Source organism: Georgenia alba (assembly GCF_042665525.1).
GTDB lineage: Bacteria > Actinomycetota > Actinomycetes > Actinomycetales > Actinomycetaceae > Allobogoriella > Allobogoriella alba.
Window position 1 is genome coordinate 835,799 of the sequence record NZ_JBHTCQ010000002.1, and the last position, 17,228, is coordinate 853,026.

The window sequence follows — 17,228 nt, forward strand, 5'->3', positions numbered from 1 at the left end:
ACCTGGGACCGTGGACCTGTTCGAGGCGGCCGGCGCCGACGACGCCGGCGTGCCGGCACCCCGTGCCGGCTCACCCCTGGCGGTGCGGATGCGACCGCTCACCCTCGAGGAGGTCGTCGGCCAGGAGCACCTCCTCGAGCCGGGCAGCCCGCTGCGCCGCCTGGTCGAACCCTCCGACGGCCGCATCGCACCGTCGTCCGTGGTGCTGTGGGGCCCGCCCGGGACGGGCAAGACCACCCTGGCGTACCTCGTCGCCCATGCCTCCGGCCGGCGCTTCACCGAGCTGTCGGCGGTCACCGCGGGTGTGAAGGACGTCCGCTCGGTCATCGAGGACGCCCGGCGCCGTCTCGTCACCTCCGGCGAGGAGACGGTCCTGTTCATCGACGAGGTCCACCGGTTCTCCAAGACACAGCAGGACGCCCTGCTGCCCGCCGTGGAGAACCGCTGGGTCACCCTCGTTGCCGCGACCACGGAGAACCCCAGCTTCTCCGTGATCTCGCCGCTGCTGTCCCGCTCGCTCATGCTCACCCTCCGGCCGCTGACGGACCGGCACGTGCGCGACCTCGTCGCGCGGGCGCTGACGGACGAGCGCGGCCTCGGGGGCGCGATGCGGCTGGAGGACGACGCCGCGGACCACCTGGTGCGGCTCGCCGGCGCCGACGCCCGCAAGGCGCTGACCATCCTCGAGGCCGCGGCCGGCTCGGCCGACGCCGCGGGCGAGGAGACCATCAGCCTCGACGCCGTCGAACGCGCCATCGACGTCGCGGCCGTGCGGTACGACCGGGCCGGCGACCAGCACTACGACGTCATCTCGGCCTTCATCAAGTCCATGCGCGGGTCCGACGTCGATGCGGCCCTGCACTACCTCGCCCGCATGGTGGTGGCGGGGGAGGACCCGCGGTTCATCGCGCGCCGGATCGTGATCGCCGCGGCCGAGGACGTCGGCATGGCAGACCCGACGGCGCTCCAGACGGCCGTCGCCGCCGCCGAGGCCGTCGCCCTCATCGGGATGCCCGAGGCGCGGATCATCCTCGCCGAGGCGGTCGTGCACGTCGCGACCGCCCCGAAGTCGAACGCCTCCTATGCGGCGATCGACGCCGCCATCGCCGACGTGCGGGCCGGCAAGGTCGCGCCGGTCCCCGCCCACCTGCGCGACGCGCACTACGCCCGGGCGGAGGACCTCGGGCACGGCGTCGGCTACGTCTACGCGCACGACCAGCCGCACGGCATCGCCGCGCAGCAGTACGCCCCGGAGGACCTCGTCGGCACCCGCTACTACCGGCCGACCAGCCACGGGCATGAGCGAGAGATCACATCCCGGCTGGAGCGGATCCGGGAGATCCTCGAGTCCCGCGACTGACGCGCGCTGCTAGCATGGTGGGGTTGTCCAGCGCCGCGTCCAGCGGCCCGGACGACCACCTGGGGTCATGGCCAACGGGTCGACCCCACGCCGCGCGGCGTCCGCCGCGGCGGTGTGACGTATCACGACGACAGGAAGAAACCAGCATGGCAGTGTCCCGCACGCGCCGACAGGTGCGGCTGTCCCGGGCCCTGGGGATCGCGCTGACCCCCAAGGCCGTCAAGTACTTCGAGAAGCGCCCCTACGGCCCCGGCGAGCACGGTCGTGCACGCCGCCGCCAGGAGTCGGACTACGCGGTCCGCCTCAAGGAGAAGCAGCGGCTGCGCGCCCAGTACGGCATCCGTGAGGCCCAGATCCAGCGGGTCTTCGACGAGGCCAAGCGTGAGCAGGCCCTGACCGGTGAGTCGCTCGTCGAGCTGCTCGAGATGCGTCTCGACGCGCTCGTGCTGCGCTCCGGCTTCGCCCGCACGATCGCCCAGGCCCGCCAGGCCGTCGTGCACCGCCACATCCTCGTCGACGGCAAGATCGTCGACCGGCCCTCCTTCCGGGTGAAGCCGGGCCAGGTGCTGCAGGTCAAGCCGAAGTCCCAGACGATGGTGCCGTTCCAGGTCGCCGCCGCCGGGGCGCACCGGGACGTGCTCCCGGAGGTCCCGGCCTACCTGGACGTGCAGGTCGAGAAGCTCCGCGCCGAGCTCGTGCGCCGCCCGAAGCGGGCCGAGGTCCCCGTGACCTGCAACGAGCAGCTGGTCGTCGAGTACTACTCGCGCTGAGACCGACGTCCCGACCAGGGAACGACGCTGCGCCCCGGGCGGCCGGCCACGCCGGACCACCCGGGGCGCGTGCGTCGGGGCAGGTGCGAGCACGGTAGATTCGCGCGGAGGTCCGCGCGAGACGTGCGGCGGCACCGCGGAGAGACGGAGGAGACGAGACATGTCGGTCGGAGACATCGCCGGGCTCGTGGCCGCGATCGCCTTCGCGGTGCTCGTGCTCGTCGTCGCCGTGCCGCTCGTCAAGCTCGGCGGCGTGCTGGACGAGGCGCGCGGCACCGTGCGTCGTCTCACGGAGCACACCCTCCCCGCGATCGACGAGGCCGTCTCGACGATCCGCTCGGCGAACGGCCAGATGACGAAGGTCGACACCGTCACCACCTCCGCGGCGCGGGTCACCGAGGACGTCTCGGCCCTGACGACGCTCGTGTCCGCCACCGTGGGCGGGCCGCTCGTGAAGCTCTCGGCGTTCTCGTACGCCGTCCGCAGCCTCCTGCGCCGAAAGGACGCCCGGGCCGCCTACCGGGAGCGCGAGACCGAGCTGCGCGAGGCCCTGCTCCCGGACGACGACGCCCGCCAGCCCTGAGACCGTTCGACAGACCCCGGCCCCTCCCCGGCACACTTGAAGGAACCATGCGCACCGCCGACATCCGCACCCGCTGGCTGAACTTCTTCGCGGCCCGCGACCACGAGGTCGTGCCCAGCGCGTCCCTCGTCTCGCCCGACCCGTCGATCCTCTTCACGATCGCCGGCATGGTCCCCTTCATCCCGTACATCGTCGGCACCGAGCCGGCGCCCTGGCCCCGAGCGGTCAGCGTGCAGAAGTGCATCCGGACCAACGACATCGAGAACGTCGGCAGGACCACGCGTCACGGCACGTTCTTCCAGATGTGTGGCAACTTCTCCTTCGGCGACTACTTCAAGGACGGCGCCGTCGAGATGGCGTGGGACCTGCTGACCACGCCGCAGGACCGGGGCGGTTACGGGCTCGACGGCGACCGGCTCTGGGTGACGATCTGGAACGAGGACGAGGTGGCCGCCGCGGCACTGGGACGCGTCGGCGTCGACCCCGCGCACGTGGTCCGCCTCACCCGCGAGGAGAACTTCTGGGACACCGGCCAGCCCGGCCCGGCGGGCCCGTGCGCCGAGTTCCACTACGACCGAGGCCCCGAGTACGGCCCGGAGGCCGAGGGCGGCACCGTGGACCCGGGGGGCGATCGCTACCTGGAGATCTACAACCTCGTCTTCGACCAGTTCCTCCGCGGCGAGGGCCAGGGCAAGGACTACCCGCTGCTCGGTGAGCTGGACCGGACCGCGATCGACACCGGGCTCGGCCTCGAGCGGCTCGCGTACCTCCTCCAGGGCGTGGAGAACCTCTACGAGATCGACGAGACCTTCCCGGTCATCGCCGCGGCGGAGGAGCTGTCCGGACGCCGCTACGCCAAGGGCCGGAACTCCACCGCGCCGGACGACGTGCGGCTGCGGGTGGTGGCCGACCACGTCCGCTCGGCGCTCATGCTCATCTCCGACGGGATCCGCCCCGCCAACGACGGCCGCGGCTACGTCCTGCGGCGCCTGATCCGCCGCGCCGTGCGGTCGATGCGCCTCCTCGGCGTCGACGAGCCCAGCCTGCCGGTGCTGCTGCCCGTCTCGAAGGACGCGATGAAGGCGTCCTACCCGGAGCTCGAGAGCGACTTCGCCCGGATCTCGCAGGTCGCGTACGAGGAGGAGGAGGCGTTCCGGCGCACCCTCATCCAGGGCACGACGATCCTCGAGGGCGCGGTGGCACGGGCGAAGCGCGAGGCGGCGGACGCTCCGGCCGACAGCCGCGGGCCCGTGCTGGGCGGGCAGGACGCCTTCGTGCTGCACGACACCTACGGCTTCCCGATCGACCTGAGCCTCGAGATGGCGGCCGAGCACGGCGTGAGCGTCGACGAGGCCGGGTTCCGCGCCCTCATGGAGGAGCAGCGGCAGCGGGCGCGCGCGGACGCCCTCGCGAAGAAGACCGGGCACGTCGACACGTCGCTGTACACCGAGCTGCGCCAGCGGCTCGACGGACCCGTGCAGTTCCTCGGGTACACCGACGAGACCGCGCAGGCACGGCTGGTCGGACTCATGGTCGACGGCCGTCCCGCGACCGCCGCGACGGCGCCGGCGGACGTGGAGGTCGTGCTGGACCGCACGCCGTTCTACGCCGAGGCCGGCGGGCAGCTCGCGGACCAGGGCACGATCACCTTCAGCGGCGGTGGGATCGTGGACGTCGCGGACGTCCAGAGCCCCGTGCAGGGCCTGAGCGTGCACCGCGGCCGGCTCACCGAGGGCACCGTGACGCTCGACGAGCAGGCCGTGGCCGCCATCGACTCCCGGCGGCGCAAGGCGATCGCCAGGGCGCACACCGCCACCCACATGGTGCACAAGGCGCTGCATGAGCACCTCGGGGAGCAGGCCACCCAGGCCGGTTCGGAGAACGCTCCGAACCGCATGCGCTTCGACTTCCGGCACGGCTCGGCCGTCCCGAGTGACCTCCTCGGAGAGATCGAGGAGCGGGTCAACGACCAGCTCGCCGAGGACCTCGACGTCACCGACGAGGTCATGGACCTCGACGATGCCCTCGCCAGTGGCGCCATGGCCCTGTTCGGCCAGAAGTACGGCGACCGGGTCAGGGTCGTGTCGATCGGCGGCGACTGGTCCAGGGAGCTCTGCGGGGGCACGCACGTGCCCCGCACGGGCACGCTGGGACGCGTCACCCTGCTCGGCGAGTCCTCGATCGGTTCCGGCGTCCGGCGCGTCGACGCGCTCGTCGGCCCCGGTGCGTACGGGTACCAGGCGAAGGAGCACGTGCTCCTGAACCAGGTGACCTCTCTGCTCGGCGGGCGGCCGGAGGAGCTCCCCGAGCGGATCGACGGCCTCATGGGCCGGCTCAAGGCCGCGGAGAAGGAGCTCGCCCAGCTCCGGCAGGGGCAGCTGCTCGCGCGCGCCGGACAGATTGCGGACGCCGCCGAGCGGGCGGGGCGCGGCCGGCTCGTCACGCACGACGCCGGCGAGGTCGCCTCCGCCGACGACCTGCGCACCCTCGTCCTGGACGTCCGCTCCCGGCTCGGCGAGGACGGACCGAGCGTGGTCGCGGCCGGTGGCGTCGCCAAGGGCCGGCCCGTCGTCGTCGTGGCCACGAACGCCGCGGCGCGGGAGGCGGGCCTGCGGGCCGGTGCGCTCGTGCGCACCGCCGCCACCACCCTCGGCGGCGGGGGTGGCGGCAAGGACGACCTGGCGCAGGGCGGTGGCACCGACGCCTCGGCCATGCCCGCGGCTCTCGAGGCCGTCCGGGCGGACGTCGTCAGTCTGGTGGGTGCATGAGGCCGATGACCGACCCGGGCACCGCACCGACCGCCGATGGCCCCGGTTTCCGCCGTGGCGTCCGCGTGGCGGTCGACGTCGGCAGCGTGCGCGTCGGGGTGGCCCGGTCCGACCCGGACGGCATCCTCGCGACCCCGGTGGTGACGATCGTGCGTGACAGCGCGGCGCCCGACGCAGACCTCGCCCGGATCGCCGACGTCGTCGCGGAGCAGCACGCTCTCGAGGTGCTCGTCGGCCTGCCGCGCAGCCTGTCCGGCAGGTCCGGCCCCGCGGCCCGTACCGCCCGTGCGTACGCCCGGCGCCTGGCCGGTGCGCTCGACGTGCCGGTGCGCCTCGTCGACGAACGGCTGACGACCGTCACCGCCCACCAGGCGCTGCACGCGGCCGGCCGGAGCAGCCGTACCCATCGGCAGGTCGTCGACCAGGTGGCCGCCACGGTGATCCTCGAGCAGGCGCTCGAGACCGAACGACGGACCGGCGAGCCGGCTGGTGAGCTGGTCCCAGGGACTGAGAGCACGTGAACGACCTCTTCTCCACGACCGAGCCGACCGAGGAGCGCGCCACGCCGTCGGAGCGGCGGGCCAGCCGCCGTGAGCGTCGGCGGGCACGTCGGCGGCGCCGCGTACGGACGTTCTTCGTGCTCACGGTCACCGTCGCCGTCGTCGCCGGGATCGCGTTCTGGACCTACCCGCGGGTCGAGGAGATGATCACCGGCGGCCCGACCATCGAGACCGACTACCCGGGGCCGGGGCACGGCGAGGTCCAGGTCCAGATCCCCGACGGAGCCACCGGCCGGGACATGGGCGCGATCCTCGTCGAGGAGGGTGTCGTCGCCACCGAGGGCGCGTTCTCGGACGCGTTCGACGAGAACGCCAACGCGGCACTGATCCAGGCCGGGACGTACACGCTGCGGCGCGAGATGGCGGCGGACGACGCCGTCGCGGCGCTGCTGGACCCCGCGAACCGTGCCGAGGTCACCATCACCGTGCCCGAGGGGTTCACCACCTGGCAGGTGTACGAGCGCATCGCCACGGTGACCGGCACCCCGGTGCAGGAGGTCGAGCAGGCGGCGGAGGACACCGAGGCTCTCGGGCTGCCCGAGGCCGCCGACGGCGACCCCGAGGGCTGGTACGCGCCGGCGACGTACTCGTTCGAGCCGAGCGACGACGCCGCTACCATCCTCGCCGCGATGGTCGACCAGACGGTGACCCGGCTCGACCGCCTGGACGTCCCGGAGAGGGAGCGCGAGGAGGTGCTGACGATCGCCTCGATCGTCGAGCGCGAGGTCAACCTTCCCGAGTACTACGGGCAGGTGGCGCGGGTCATCTACAACCGCCTCGACGACCGGGGCGGGGAGACCAACGGCCGGCTCCAGATGGACTCCACCGTGCTGTACGGCAACGGCGAGGTCGGGGGCATCCCCTCGCCCCAGGAGACCCGGGAGGAGTCCAACCGGTACAACACCTACCAGCACGCGGGCCTGCCGCCCGGCCCCATCGGGTCGCCCGGGACCGAGGTCATCGAGGCGGTGCTGGACGCCCCGCGGGGCAGCTGGCTGTACTTCACGACCGTCAACCTCGACACCGGTGAGACCGTCTTCGCGGAGACCGCCGACGAGCAGCAGGCCCACATCGACCAGCTGCGCAGCTGGTGCGACGAGAACCCGCAGTCGTGCGGCACCACGCAGGACTGACGTGGCGACGTCCCCTCCGGTGGCCGCACGCCGGGCGGCGGTGCTCGGGCACCCCATCGCGCACTCGCTCTCCCCGACGCTCCACCACGCCGCGTACCACCAGCTCGGGCTGACCGGCTGGACCTACGGGCTGCAGGACGTCACGGCCGAGCAGCTGCCCGCCGTCGTACGAGGGCTGGACGCGTCGTGGGCGGGGCTGTCCCTGACCATGCCGCTGAAGCAGACCGTGCTGGGCCTCCTCGACCATGTCGACCCGCTCGCCGAGGTCACCGGGGCCGCGAACACCCTCGTGGTCCAGCCCGGCCGCGGCGGCGCCGCCGGGCCGCTCGTCGGGTTCAACACGGACGTGGCCGGCATCGTCGAGGCGCTCCGTGAGGCGATGCCGGGCGGTACGTGGCGGCCGCGCACCGCAGCGGTGCTGGGCGCCCGCGCCACCGCCTCCTCGGCGCTCGCCGCGCTCGGCGAGCTCGGCGTGCGGACCACCTCCCTGGTCGCGCGGCGCGTCGGCGGTCCCGGCTCGGCACTCGTCGCCGCGCACCGGATGGGGGTGTCCGTCGACCACCGGCCGTGGACCTCGGCGGAGACCGCGGCGGACGCGCTGCTGCCGGCGCCCCCCGACGTCCTGGTCTCGACCGTCCCGGCCGGGGTTGCCGACGAGATCGCCGACCTGCTCGCGGCACGCCTGCGCCCGGGTGACCTGACCGGTCGCCTGCTGCTCGATGTCGTGTACCACCCGTCGCCGACCCCGCTCGCCCGTGCGTGGGGCGAGCTCGGCGGCAGCGTCGCCCCGGGTTGGGCGATGCTGCTGCACCAGGCGGTCGGGCAGGTGCGGCTGTTCACGGGGCGGTCGCCCGATGTCGAGGTCATGCGCGCCGCGTTGCACGCCGAGCTCCGGCGCCGCGGCACGGTGGACTGAGCGGGCCGAGATCGTGGTGCGCGACGGTGCCGCCCCACCTCGCCCGGTGCTGGGCGTCGTGGCTGTCGCGGCCGCGGGTGCCGCCGCCCTCGGGCTGCGGTCCGAACCCGTCGCCGTGCTCGTGGCGGGCGCGCTGCTCGCCGGCGTTGCCGTGGTGCTCGCACTCGTGGACGCGCGGACCCACCGCCTTCCGGACCGCCTCGTGATCACCGCGTACGTGGTGACCGCCGTCCCGCTGCTGGTCGGTGCCGCGGTCGGGTCGCCGGGGCTGCCCGTCGTCGGCGGGGCGGCGCTGGCCGGCGTGGTCACCGCGGCCTGCTTCCTGGGCCTGGGCCTGGCGCGCGTCGGAGGCCTCGGCCTCGGCGACGTCAAGCTCTCCGGCGTCCTGGGGCTGTGGCTGGGTCTGTTCGGCTGGGAGGTCGCCGTCGCCGGCCCGCTGACGACCTTCGTGCTCGCCGGGCTGTGGGCGCTGGTGCTCGTCGCGACCCGGCGCGCCGACCTGCGCAGCCACGTCGCGCTCGGGCCGTGGATGGTCCTCGGTACGGCCCTGGCGACGTCGGGTCACCTCGCCGGCTGGACGGGCTGAGAGACGGCGGGACAGGCGTCGGCCGCGGCGTGGCAGGATCGAGGCATGCTCAGATGGACGACAGCGGGGGAGTCGCACGGCCCCGCCCTCGTGGCCGTGCTCGAGGGCCTGCCGGCCGGTGTCGAGCTGACCTCCGACGTCATCCGCGAGGCGCTCGCACGGCGGCGCCTCGGCCACGGACGCGGTGCGCGCATGTCCTTCGAGAAGGACGAGGTCCGGATCCTCGGCGGTGTCCGCCACGGCACCACGATGGGCGGCCCGGTCGCCGTCGAGATCGGCAACACCGAGTGGCCCAAGTGGGAGACGGTGATGTCACCGGACCCGGTGCCGCCGGAGTCGCTGCTGGTCGACGCGGGCACGGGGGACGCTCGCGAGGTGGCCCGGAACCGGCCGCTGACCCGCCCCCGCCCGGGGCACGCCGACCTCGTCGGCATGCAGAAGTACGCCCTGGGTGAGGCACGCCCGGTGCTCGAGCGTGCGAGCGCGCGCGAGACTGCGGCGCGCGTGGCACTGGGGGCCGTGGCCGCCCGGATGCTGGAGCAGGTGGCCGGCGTCCGCCTGGTCTCCCACGTGGTGCGGATCGGACCGGTCGCGGTGCCGGAGGACGCCCGCCCGCCCACGCCCGACGACCTCGCCGCGCTCGACGCCGACCCGGTCCGCTGCTTCGACCCCGCCACCTCGGCGGCGATGGTCGCCGAGATCGACGCCTGCCAGAAGGACGGCGACACGCTCGGGGGCGTCGTCGAGGTGCTCGCGCACGGGGTGCCGCCCGGGCTCGGCTCGTACGTCTCGGGTGACGCGCGGCTCGACGGACGGCTGGCCGGCGCCGTCATGTCCGTGCAGGCGGTCAAGGGCGTGGAGATCGGCGACGGGTTCCGCACGGCCGCGCGGCGCGGCTCGCAGGCGCATGACGAGATCGTCTCGATCGACGGTCACCTCACCCGGTCCACGAACCGCGCCGGCGGTACCGAGGGCGGCATGAGCAACGGCGAGGTCGTCCGCGTCCGAGCCGCGATGAAGCCGATCTCGACCGTCCCGCGTGCGCTGGCGACGGTCGACGTCGCCACGGGGGAGGCGGCCACGGCCATCCACCAGCGCTCGGACGTCTGCGCGGTGCCCCCCGCCGCCGTGGTCGTCGAGGCCATGGTCTCGCTCGTGCTCGCGCAGGTGCTGCTGGAGAAGACCGGCGGCGACTCCGCCGCCGAGGCGTCGCGGAACCTGCGCGGCTACCTGGACGCCCTGCCGGAGCACATGCGGTGACCGCCCCGGCACATCCGCTCCTGGTCCTCGTCGGCCTGCCTGGCGCGGGCAAGAGCACCGTCGGCCGCCTGCTCGCCGAGCGACTCGGGGTGGCGTTCCTCGACACCGACGCCGCGGTCGAGGCCGCCGCGGGGACCACCATCGCCGAGTACTTCGCCGTGCACGGGGAGGCGGCCTTCCGGGAGCTCGAGCACCAGGAGGTGCGGCGCGCCCTGACGACGCACCCCGGCGTCCTGGCGCTCGGCGGCGGGGCGGTCCTGGACGCCCGCACGCGCCAGGCGCTGGCCGGCCACCGCGTGGTGCATCTCGACGTGCCCGACTCCGCCGCGCTCGAGCGTCTGCGCGATGCCCGGGACCGCCCCCTGCTGGTCGGTGACCCGACCGGCCGGCTCGCCGCGCTGCGGACCGAACGTGCCGGGCTGTACGAGGAGGTCGCGACCGCGACCGTCGACACCTCGGCGGTCCGGCCCGGCGAGATCGCCGCGCACCTCGCCGGCCTCGTGCCGTCCCGGATCCCCGTCGGCGGTCAGTACGACGTGCTGGTCGGCCATCACCTCGAGCGCGAGGTCGTGGCCGCCGTCGCCGGCGCGACCAGCGCCCTCCTCGTGCACGCCCCGGCCACCGCGGACCAAGCCGGAGATCTGGCCCGCCGCATCGAGAGCGCCGGCGTGCAGACCCACCTGCACGAGCTGCCCGACGCCGAGGACGCCAAGACGCTGGCGGCCGCAGCCGACTGCTGGCAGCGCATGGGTGCGGTGCGGCTGGGCCGGGAGGACGTCGTCGTCGCCGTCGGTGGGGGCGCGACGACGGACGTCGGCGGCTTCGTCGCCGCCACCTGGCTGCGCGGCATCCGCCTCGTCAACGTCCCCACGACGCTGCTCGGCATGGTCGACGCCGCCGTCGGCGGCAAGACCGGCATCAACACCACGGCCGGGAAGAACCTCGTGGGGGCCTTCCACCCGCCCGCCGCCGTGGTCTGCGACCTCGAGGCGCTGCGGTCGCTGCCCGACGCGGACCTGCGCGCCGGGCTGGCCGAGGTCGTCAAGTGCGGCTTCATCGCCGACGAGACCATCCTCCGGCTGATCGAGGACGACGGCGGGAGCGCCGCGCGCCGGCCCGGCTCGCCGGTGCTCCGTGAGCTCGTGGAGCGGGCCGTCGCCGTCAAGGCCCGCGTGGTGGGGGAGGACCTGCGCGAGGCCGGGCTGCGGGAGATCCTCAACTACGGCCACACCTTCGCCCACGCGGTCGAGCGCGTCGAGGGCTACCGGTGGCGGCACGGCGACGCCGTCGCGGTCGGCATGGTGTTCGTCGCGGAGCTGGCGCACGCCTGCGGCCTCCTGGACGCCGCGGTCGTCGACCGGCACCGCCGGCTGCTCGAGACGCTCGGGCTACCCACGAGCTATCGCGGCGCGGACCTCGCTGCCCTGACGGAGGCCATGCGGCACGACAAGAAGACCCGGGGTGGTGCGCTGCGGTTCGTCGCCCTCACCGAGGTGGGCCGCACGACCGTGCTGCGCGCGCCCGCGGAGGAGGCCCTGGAGACCGCCTTCCGCGCCGTCTCCTCGCCGGACGGGCGGCCGGCATGACCAGCGCCCACCCGCCGGGGGTCACGCTCGTCCTCGTCGGTCCGCCGGGTGCCGGCAAGTCGACGGTCGGGGCGCGGGTCGCCGAACGCCTCGGGCTGACCTTCACCGACACCGACCAGCTGCTCGCCGATCGTGGCGGCGCCGACGTGGGCACCCTCATGGTGGATCTCGGCGAGGAGGCCTTCCGCGAGCTGGAGGCGGACGTCGTGGCGCACGCGCTGGACGGGCGCGACGTCGTCGCACTCGGCAGCGGCGCCGTCGCCTCCGCCCGCGACCGGCTGACGGCGTTGGCGGCGGCGGGCACGGCCGTCGTCTTCCTCGACGTCTCCCTCTCCGCCGGTGCGCCGCGCGTCGGCCTCAACGTGCCCCGGCCCGTCGCGCTCGGCAGTGCCCGGGCCCAGCTGGCGGCGATGGCCCAGGAGCGGCGGCCGCTGTACGCCGCCGTCGCCACCCGCACCGTGGACACCTCCGAGCGGGACGTGGAGTCCGTGGTCGACGAGGTGGCGCAGATCCTTGATCCGCGCCAATCAAGGGATGTTCCTTGATCTCGTTAGATCAAGCCTCTACCCTTGACACATGTTCGTCGTGACCGCCGACCAGCACGCCAGCCGACGGCGGGGCGACCTCGTCGAGGACCTCCTCGCCGGGCTCGAGCCGTGGCAGCGCGAGCACCGTGACGCCGTGGTGCTGCCCGTCGAGCGCACCGTCGGCGACGAGGTGCAGGTCGTGCTGTCCGAGGCCGACGCCGTCGTGGACCTCGCGCTGCGCCTCTGCCGGACGGGGGAGTGGGCCGTCGGGACCGGCGCCGGGCCGGTCGACGAACCGCTCGGCAGCAGCGCCCGGGCGAGCTCCGGGGTGGCGTTCCTGCACGCGCGGGCCGCGGTGGAGCGCGCCAGAGGGCGGGGCGAGCCCGCACCGGTCGTGGTGGCCGGCGAGGACCGGTCCGCGGCAGGCGATGCCACCGCCGTGCTGCAGCTGCTCGCGGCCGTGGTCCGACGCCGCTCCGCGGCGGGGTGGGAGGTCGCCGAACTCCTCGCCGGCGGCACCACTCAGCGCACCGCGGCCGCCACGCTGGGGATATCCGAGCAGGCCGTCAGCCAGCGCGTACGGTCGGCACTGCTGGAGGAGGAGCGCCGCGTGCGCCCGGTCGCGGCCGCTCTGCTGGACCGGGCGGCCGCCGCAGCCGCCGACGGGAAGGAGGACCGGACGTGAGCGCCGCCGTCGCGACCTGGCTCGTCGCCGCCGTCGTCGTGGTCGCGCTGGCCCTGTCCGCGGGTGCGGGCAGCCCACTCGTCGCGACCCTGCTGCGCCGCATCGAGGGCCGGGGCCCGGTCCCGGGCGTGCTGCGCGGCGGCACGTGGATCGGCATCCTGGAACGCCTCGCGATCACCGGGTCGGTGCTGGCCGGCTACCCCGAGGCGGTCGCCGTGGTCCTCGCCATCAAGGGACTCGGCCGCTACCCCGAGCTGCGCGAGACCCACCCGGACCACCGGCACACCGCCGCCGAGCGGTTCATCATCGGGACCCTCGCGAGCTACCTGTGGGCGGGAGTGCTCGGCGTCACGGGCGCCCTGGCCGTCGGCGCGATATCCTGAGCGCCGCGCTCCGCCGGCGCATCCACCGCGCCGGCACGCCCATCACCCACGACGACGCAAGGACGGCTCACGCATGGCGACGACCAACGACCTCAAGAACGGGACGGTGCTCAACCTCGACGGACAGCTGTGGTCCGTGGTCGAGTTCCAGCACGTCAAGCCCGGGAAGGGTCCGGCGTTCGTCCGCACCAAGATCAAGAACGTGCTGTCCGGCAAGATCGTCGACAAGACCTTCAACGCCGGCGTGAAGGTGGAGACCGCCACGGTCGACCGCCGCGACATGCAGTACCTGTACAACGACGGCACCGACTTCGTCTTCATGGACGCCGAGACCTACGAGCAGATCCCGGTCTCCCCGGAGGTCGTCGGCGACGGCGCGAAGTTCCTCCTGGAGAACCAGGACGTCATCATCGCCATGCACGACGGCCAGGTCCTCTCGGTCGAGCTGCCGCCGGCCGTCGTCCTGGAGATCACCTACACCGAGCCGGGCCTGCAGGGCGACCGGTCCTCCGCCGGGAACAAGCCCGCCACCGTCTCCACCGGTGCCGAGATCCAGGTCCCGCTGTTCCTCGAGACCGGCACCCGCGTCAAGGTCGACACCCGGACGGGCGACTACCTCGGCCGCGTCAACGACTGAGGGCACGTGGCAGCACGCACCAAGGCCCGCCGTCGCGCGCTGGACGTCCTCTTCGAGGCCGACCAGAAGGGCATCGCGGCCGCCGCAGACCTCCTCGACCTGCTCGCCCAGCGGCGCGCGGTCACCCTCGCGCAGACTCCCATCCCGGAGTACGCCGTCGAGATCGTCGAGGGCGTCGTGGCGCACCTGGACCGCATCGACGAGCTGCTGAGCACCTACTCGCAGGGCTGGACCCTCGAGCGGATGCCGGTGGTCGACCGGTGCCTGCTGCGGCTCGGTGCCTGGGAGCTGCTGTACAACGACGACGTGCCGGACGCCGTCGCGGTCGACGAGGCCGTGCACCTCGCGGCGGAGCTGTCCACCGACGACTCGCCGGCGTTCGTCAACGGCGTGCTCGGCCGCCTCCTGGAGCTGAAGCCCACGCTGTGAGGATCGCCTCGTGGCCCGTGCACCGGGCCGGCGGCGGCAGGCGGTAGCATCGAGCCGACCCGACATCCTTTAAGGCCCGTCCCGTGAGGCGGGGAAGGAGGTCCGCCGGTGACCGGCATGCCTGCACGCGAGGTGCTCGACGCCTCGGACGTCGCACGTTCCCTGACCCGCATCGCACACGAGATCCTCGAGCGGAACCACGGCAGCGAGGCCGTGACGCTGCTCGGCATCCCCACCCGCGGCGCTCCCTTGGCGCGCCGCCTCGCGGCACGCATCGCCGCGGCAGAGGGCGCCGGCCGCCAGGTCCCGGTGGGCAGCCTCGACGTGACCATGTACCGCGACGACCTGCGCGACCACCCGACCCGCACGCTGGGCCGCACCGACCTGCCGGAGCCGGGGATCGACGGCCGCGTGGTGGTGCTCGTCGACGACGTCCTCTACTCCGGCCGCACCATCCGCGCCGCGCTCGACGCCATCGGCGACCTCGGCCGGCCCGCGGCGGTCCAGCTGGCGGTGCTCGTCGACCGGGGGCACCGGGAGCTGCCGATCCGCGCGGACTTCGTGGGGAAGAACCTTCCGACGTCCTCCGCCGAGCGCGTCGACGTGCGTCTCGAGGAGATCGACGGCACGCCGGACTCCGTGAGCATCGGGGAGGCCCGGGCATGAGGCACCTGCTGAGCACCGCGGACCTGGGGCGCGCGGAGGCGCTGGAGATTCTCGACGCCGCCGAGGCCATGGCCGCCACCCAGGGCCGCACCATCAAGAAACTGCCCACCCTGCGCGGGCGCACGGTGGTGAACCTCTTCTTCGAGGACTCCACCCGGACCCGCATCTCCTTCGAGGCCGCGGCGAAGCGCCTCAGCGCGGACGTCATCAACTTCTCCGCCAAGGGCTCGTCCGTCTCGAAGGGCGAGTCGCTGAAGGACACGGCCCTGACCCTGCAGGCGATGGGCATCGACGCCGTCGTCATCCGGCACCACGACTCCGGGGCTCCCCACCGTCTCGCCCACGCCGGCTGGATCGACGTGCCGGTGCTCAACGCCGGTGACGGCACGCACGAGCACCCGACCCAGGCGCTGCTGGATGCGTTCACCCTGCGCCGTCACCTGGCCACCGACGGGGACGGACCTGCGCCGGACGGCTCCGACCTGGCCGGCGCGTCCGTGGTCGTCGTCGGCGACGTCCTGCACTCCCGGGTGGCACGCTCGAACGTCCACCTGCTGCACACCCTCGGCGCCCGGGTCACCCTGGTGGCACCGCCCACGCTGCTGCCGGTCGGGATGGAGCAGTGGCCGTGCGAGGTCCGCTACGACCTGGACGACGCTCTCGCGGAAGCCGACCCGGACGCGGTGATGATGCTGCGCGTCCAGCGGGAGCGGATGACCAGCGCCGGCGGATTCTTTCCCTCGCCGCACGAGTACCAGCGCCGGTACGGGCTGACCACCGGGCGCCTGGGCCGACTTCCGGAGCGCACGGTCGTCATGCACCCCGGACCGATGAACCGCGGCCTGGAGATCAGCGCCGACGCCGCGGACTCCCCGCGCTCGACCATCGTCCAGCAGGTCGCCAACGGCGTCGCGGTCCGCATGGCCGTGCTCTACCTGCTGCTGGCGGGCGAGGACCAGGACGCCACGGACGACGCCCCCGTCGCCGTGGCCGGCACCGAAGGGAACTCATGACCTCCTACCTGCTGCGCGGCGCGCGCCCCCTCGGCACCGACGCGACCGACCTGCTGCTGCGCGACGGCGTCGTGGCGGCCGTGGGTCCCGAGGCGAGCCGCTCGGCCACCGGCGCGGAGGTCGTCGACGCCGACGGGCTCGTGGCGCTGCCCGGCCTGGTCGACCTGCACACCCACCTGCGCGAGCCCGGCCGGGAGGACACCGAGACCGTGTGGACCGGGACCCGCGCCGCCGCCGCGGGCGGGTTCACCGCGGTCCACGCGATGGCGAACACCACGCCCGTGGCGGACACGGCCGGGGTGGTCGAGCAGGTCTGGAACCTGGGCCGGCAGGCCGGGTGGGTGGACGTCCACCCCGTCGGTGCGGTCTCGGTGGGGCTGCGCGGCGAGCAGCTGGCCGAGCTCGGCGCGATGGCGAGCTCCGCCGCCCGGGTCCGGGTCTTCTCCGACGACGGCCACTGCGTCGCGGACCCGGTCCTGATGCGGCGGGCGCTGGAGTACGTCAAGGCCCTGGACGGCGTCATCGCCCAGCACGCGCAGGAGCCGCGGCTCACGAAGGGCGCGCAGATGCACGAGGGCGCGGTCTCGGCGGAGCTCGGGCTGACCGGCTGGCCCGCCGTCGCCGAGGAGGCGATCATCGCCCGGGACGTGCTGCTCGCCGAGCACGTCGGGTCCCGGCTCCACGTGTGCCACCTGTCCACCGCGGGCAGCGTCGAGATCGTCCGGTGGGCCAAGTCCCGCGGCATCGCGGTGACGGCGGAGGTCACCCCGCACCACCTCCTGCTCACCGACGAGTCCGCGCGCACCTACGACCCGCGGTACAAGGTGAACCCTCCGCTGCGGACCGCCGAGGACGTCGAGGCCGTGCGTGAGGGGCTCGCGGACGGCACGATCGACATCGTGGCCACCGACCACGCACCGCACGCGGTGGAGGACAAGGACTGCGAGTGGCCGGCCGGGGCGTTCGGCATGACCGGCCTGGAGACCGCGCTGCCCGTCGTGATGGAGACCATGGTCTCCACGGGCCGGCTCGGGTGGGAGGATGTCGCCCGGGTCATGTCCACCGCCCCGGCGCGGATCGGACGCGTGACCGGCCAGGGCCGTCCCCTGGCGGCGGGCGAGCCGGCGAACGTCACGCTGGTCGACCCCGCGGCGCGCCGCGTCGTCGACCCCACCGCCCAGGCGACCAGGAGCCGGAACTCGCCGTTCGCCGGCACCGAGCTCCCGGGACGCGTGGTCGCGACGTTCCTGCGGGGCACGGCCACCGTGCTCGACGGCGCACCCGTGGCACGTGAGGAGAGGAGCACAGCGTGAGTGGAGCTCAGGAGACGGTCTCCCCGTCCGGCGAGGAGACGCCGCGCGCCCGG

At 74.0% G+C, this 17,228-nt stretch carries 18 protein-coding genes; all 18 read left to right on the top strand.

Annotated elements, in window-relative coordinates; genetic code table 11:
* The first annotated feature begins 10 nt into the window (after positions 1-10).
* A complete protein-coding gene (locus tag ACFQQL_RS13675; RefSeq protein WP_382395262.1) occupies positions 11-1,360 on the top strand; it encodes a replication-associated recombination protein A in 1,350 nt (449 codons plus the stop codon).
* 146 nt (positions 1,361-1,506) lie between these two features.
* Positions 1,507-2,130: a 30S ribosomal protein S4 gene (rpsD, locus tag ACFQQL_RS13680; RefSeq protein ID WP_382395264.1), complete on the top strand. Its 624-nt coding sequence runs from the start codon at positions 1,507-1,509 to the stop codon at positions 2,128-2,130.
* A 160-nt stretch (positions 2,131-2,290) separates the two neighbouring features.
* Positions 2,291-2,713, top strand: a complete 423-nt coding sequence (locus ACFQQL_RS13685) for a DUF948 domain-containing protein (protein ID WP_382395266.1) — start codon at positions 2,291-2,293, stop codon at positions 2,711-2,713.
* 47 nt (positions 2,714-2,760) lie between these two features.
* Entirely contained in the window at positions 2,761-5,481 is a 2,721-nt protein-coding gene (alaS, locus tag ACFQQL_RS13690) for an alanine--tRNA ligase (RefSeq protein ID WP_382395268.1), read from the top strand.
* 5 nt (positions 5,482-5,486) lie between these two features.
* Positions 5,487-6,002 (top strand): Holliday junction resolvase RuvX, encoded by a 516-nt coding sequence (ruvX, locus tag ACFQQL_RS13695; RefSeq protein ID WP_382395396.1) that lies wholly within the window; start codon positions 5,487-5,489, stop codon positions 6,000-6,002.
* Positions 5,999-7,174, top strand: coding sequence for an endolytic transglycosylase MltG (gene mltG / locus ACFQQL_RS13700; protein WP_382395270.1), 1,176 nt, complete (start codon positions 5,999-6,001; stop codon positions 7,172-7,174). Before ruvX ends, mltG begins: the two co-directional genes overlap by 4 nt.
* Position 7,175: 1 nt before the next feature.
* Positions 7,176-8,090, top strand: coding sequence for a shikimate dehydrogenase (locus tag ACFQQL_RS13705; protein WP_382395272.1), 915 nt, complete (start codon positions 7,176-7,178; stop codon positions 8,088-8,090).
* A gap of 16 nt (positions 8,091-8,106) precedes the next feature.
* A complete protein-coding gene (locus tag ACFQQL_RS13710) occupies positions 8,107-8,676 on the top strand; it encodes a prepilin peptidase (protein WP_382395274.1) in 570 nt (189 codons plus the stop codon).
* Positions 8,677-8,721: 45 nt separating this feature from the next.
* Complete coding sequence (gene aroC / locus ACFQQL_RS13715) at positions 8,722-9,936, top strand: chorismate synthase (RefSeq protein ID WP_382395276.1); 1,215 nt, start codon at positions 8,722-8,724, stop codon at positions 9,934-9,936.
* Positions 9,933-11,522 carry a 3-dehydroquinate synthase gene (aroB, locus tag ACFQQL_RS13720; protein WP_382395278.1) on the top strand — a complete coding sequence of 530 codons (1,590 nt, stop codon included), beginning with the start codon at positions 9,933-9,935 and terminating at the stop codon, positions 11,520-11,522. The genes aroC and aroB overlap by 4 nt, the downstream gene beginning before the upstream one ends.
* Positions 11,519-12,067, top strand: a complete 549-nt coding sequence (locus ACFQQL_RS13725; RefSeq protein WP_382395280.1) for a shikimate kinase — start codon at positions 11,519-11,521, stop codon at positions 12,065-12,067. Before aroB ends, ACFQQL_RS13725 begins: the two co-directional genes overlap by 4 nt.
* A gap of 31 nt (positions 12,068-12,098) precedes the next feature.
* A complete protein-coding gene (locus ACFQQL_RS13730) occupies positions 12,099-12,734 on the top strand; it encodes a hypothetical protein (RefSeq protein WP_382395282.1) in 636 nt (211 codons plus the stop codon).
* Complete coding sequence (locus tag ACFQQL_RS13735; RefSeq protein ID WP_382395284.1) at positions 12,731-13,117, top strand: hypothetical protein; 387 nt, start codon at positions 12,731-12,733, stop codon at positions 13,115-13,117. The genes ACFQQL_RS13730 and ACFQQL_RS13735 overlap by 4 nt, the downstream gene beginning before the upstream one ends.
* Before the next feature lie 73 nt (positions 13,118-13,190).
* A complete protein-coding gene (gene efp / locus ACFQQL_RS13740; protein WP_382395286.1) occupies positions 13,191-13,754 on the top strand; it encodes an elongation factor P in 564 nt (187 codons plus the stop codon).
* A 6-nt stretch (positions 13,755-13,760) separates the two neighbouring features.
* Positions 13,761-14,183, top strand: coding sequence for a transcription antitermination factor NusB (nusB, locus tag ACFQQL_RS13745; RefSeq protein ID WP_382395288.1), 423 nt, complete (start codon positions 13,761-13,763; stop codon positions 14,181-14,183).
* A gap of 117 nt (positions 14,184-14,300) precedes the next feature.
* Complete coding sequence (gene pyrR / locus ACFQQL_RS13750; RefSeq protein WP_382395398.1) at positions 14,301-14,849, top strand: bifunctional pyr operon transcriptional regulator/uracil phosphoribosyltransferase PyrR; 549 nt, start codon at positions 14,301-14,303, stop codon at positions 14,847-14,849.
* Positions 14,846-15,862 (top strand): aspartate carbamoyltransferase catalytic subunit, encoded by a 1,017-nt coding sequence (locus ACFQQL_RS13755; protein WP_382395290.1) that lies wholly within the window; start codon positions 14,846-14,848, stop codon positions 15,860-15,862. Before pyrR ends, ACFQQL_RS13755 begins: the two co-directional genes overlap by 4 nt.
* Complete coding sequence (locus ACFQQL_RS13760) at positions 15,859-17,175, top strand: dihydroorotase (protein WP_382395292.1); 1,317 nt, start codon at positions 15,859-15,861, stop codon at positions 17,173-17,175. Before ACFQQL_RS13755 ends, ACFQQL_RS13760 begins: the two co-directional genes overlap by 4 nt.
* Positions 17,176-17,228: the final 53 nt, after the last annotated feature.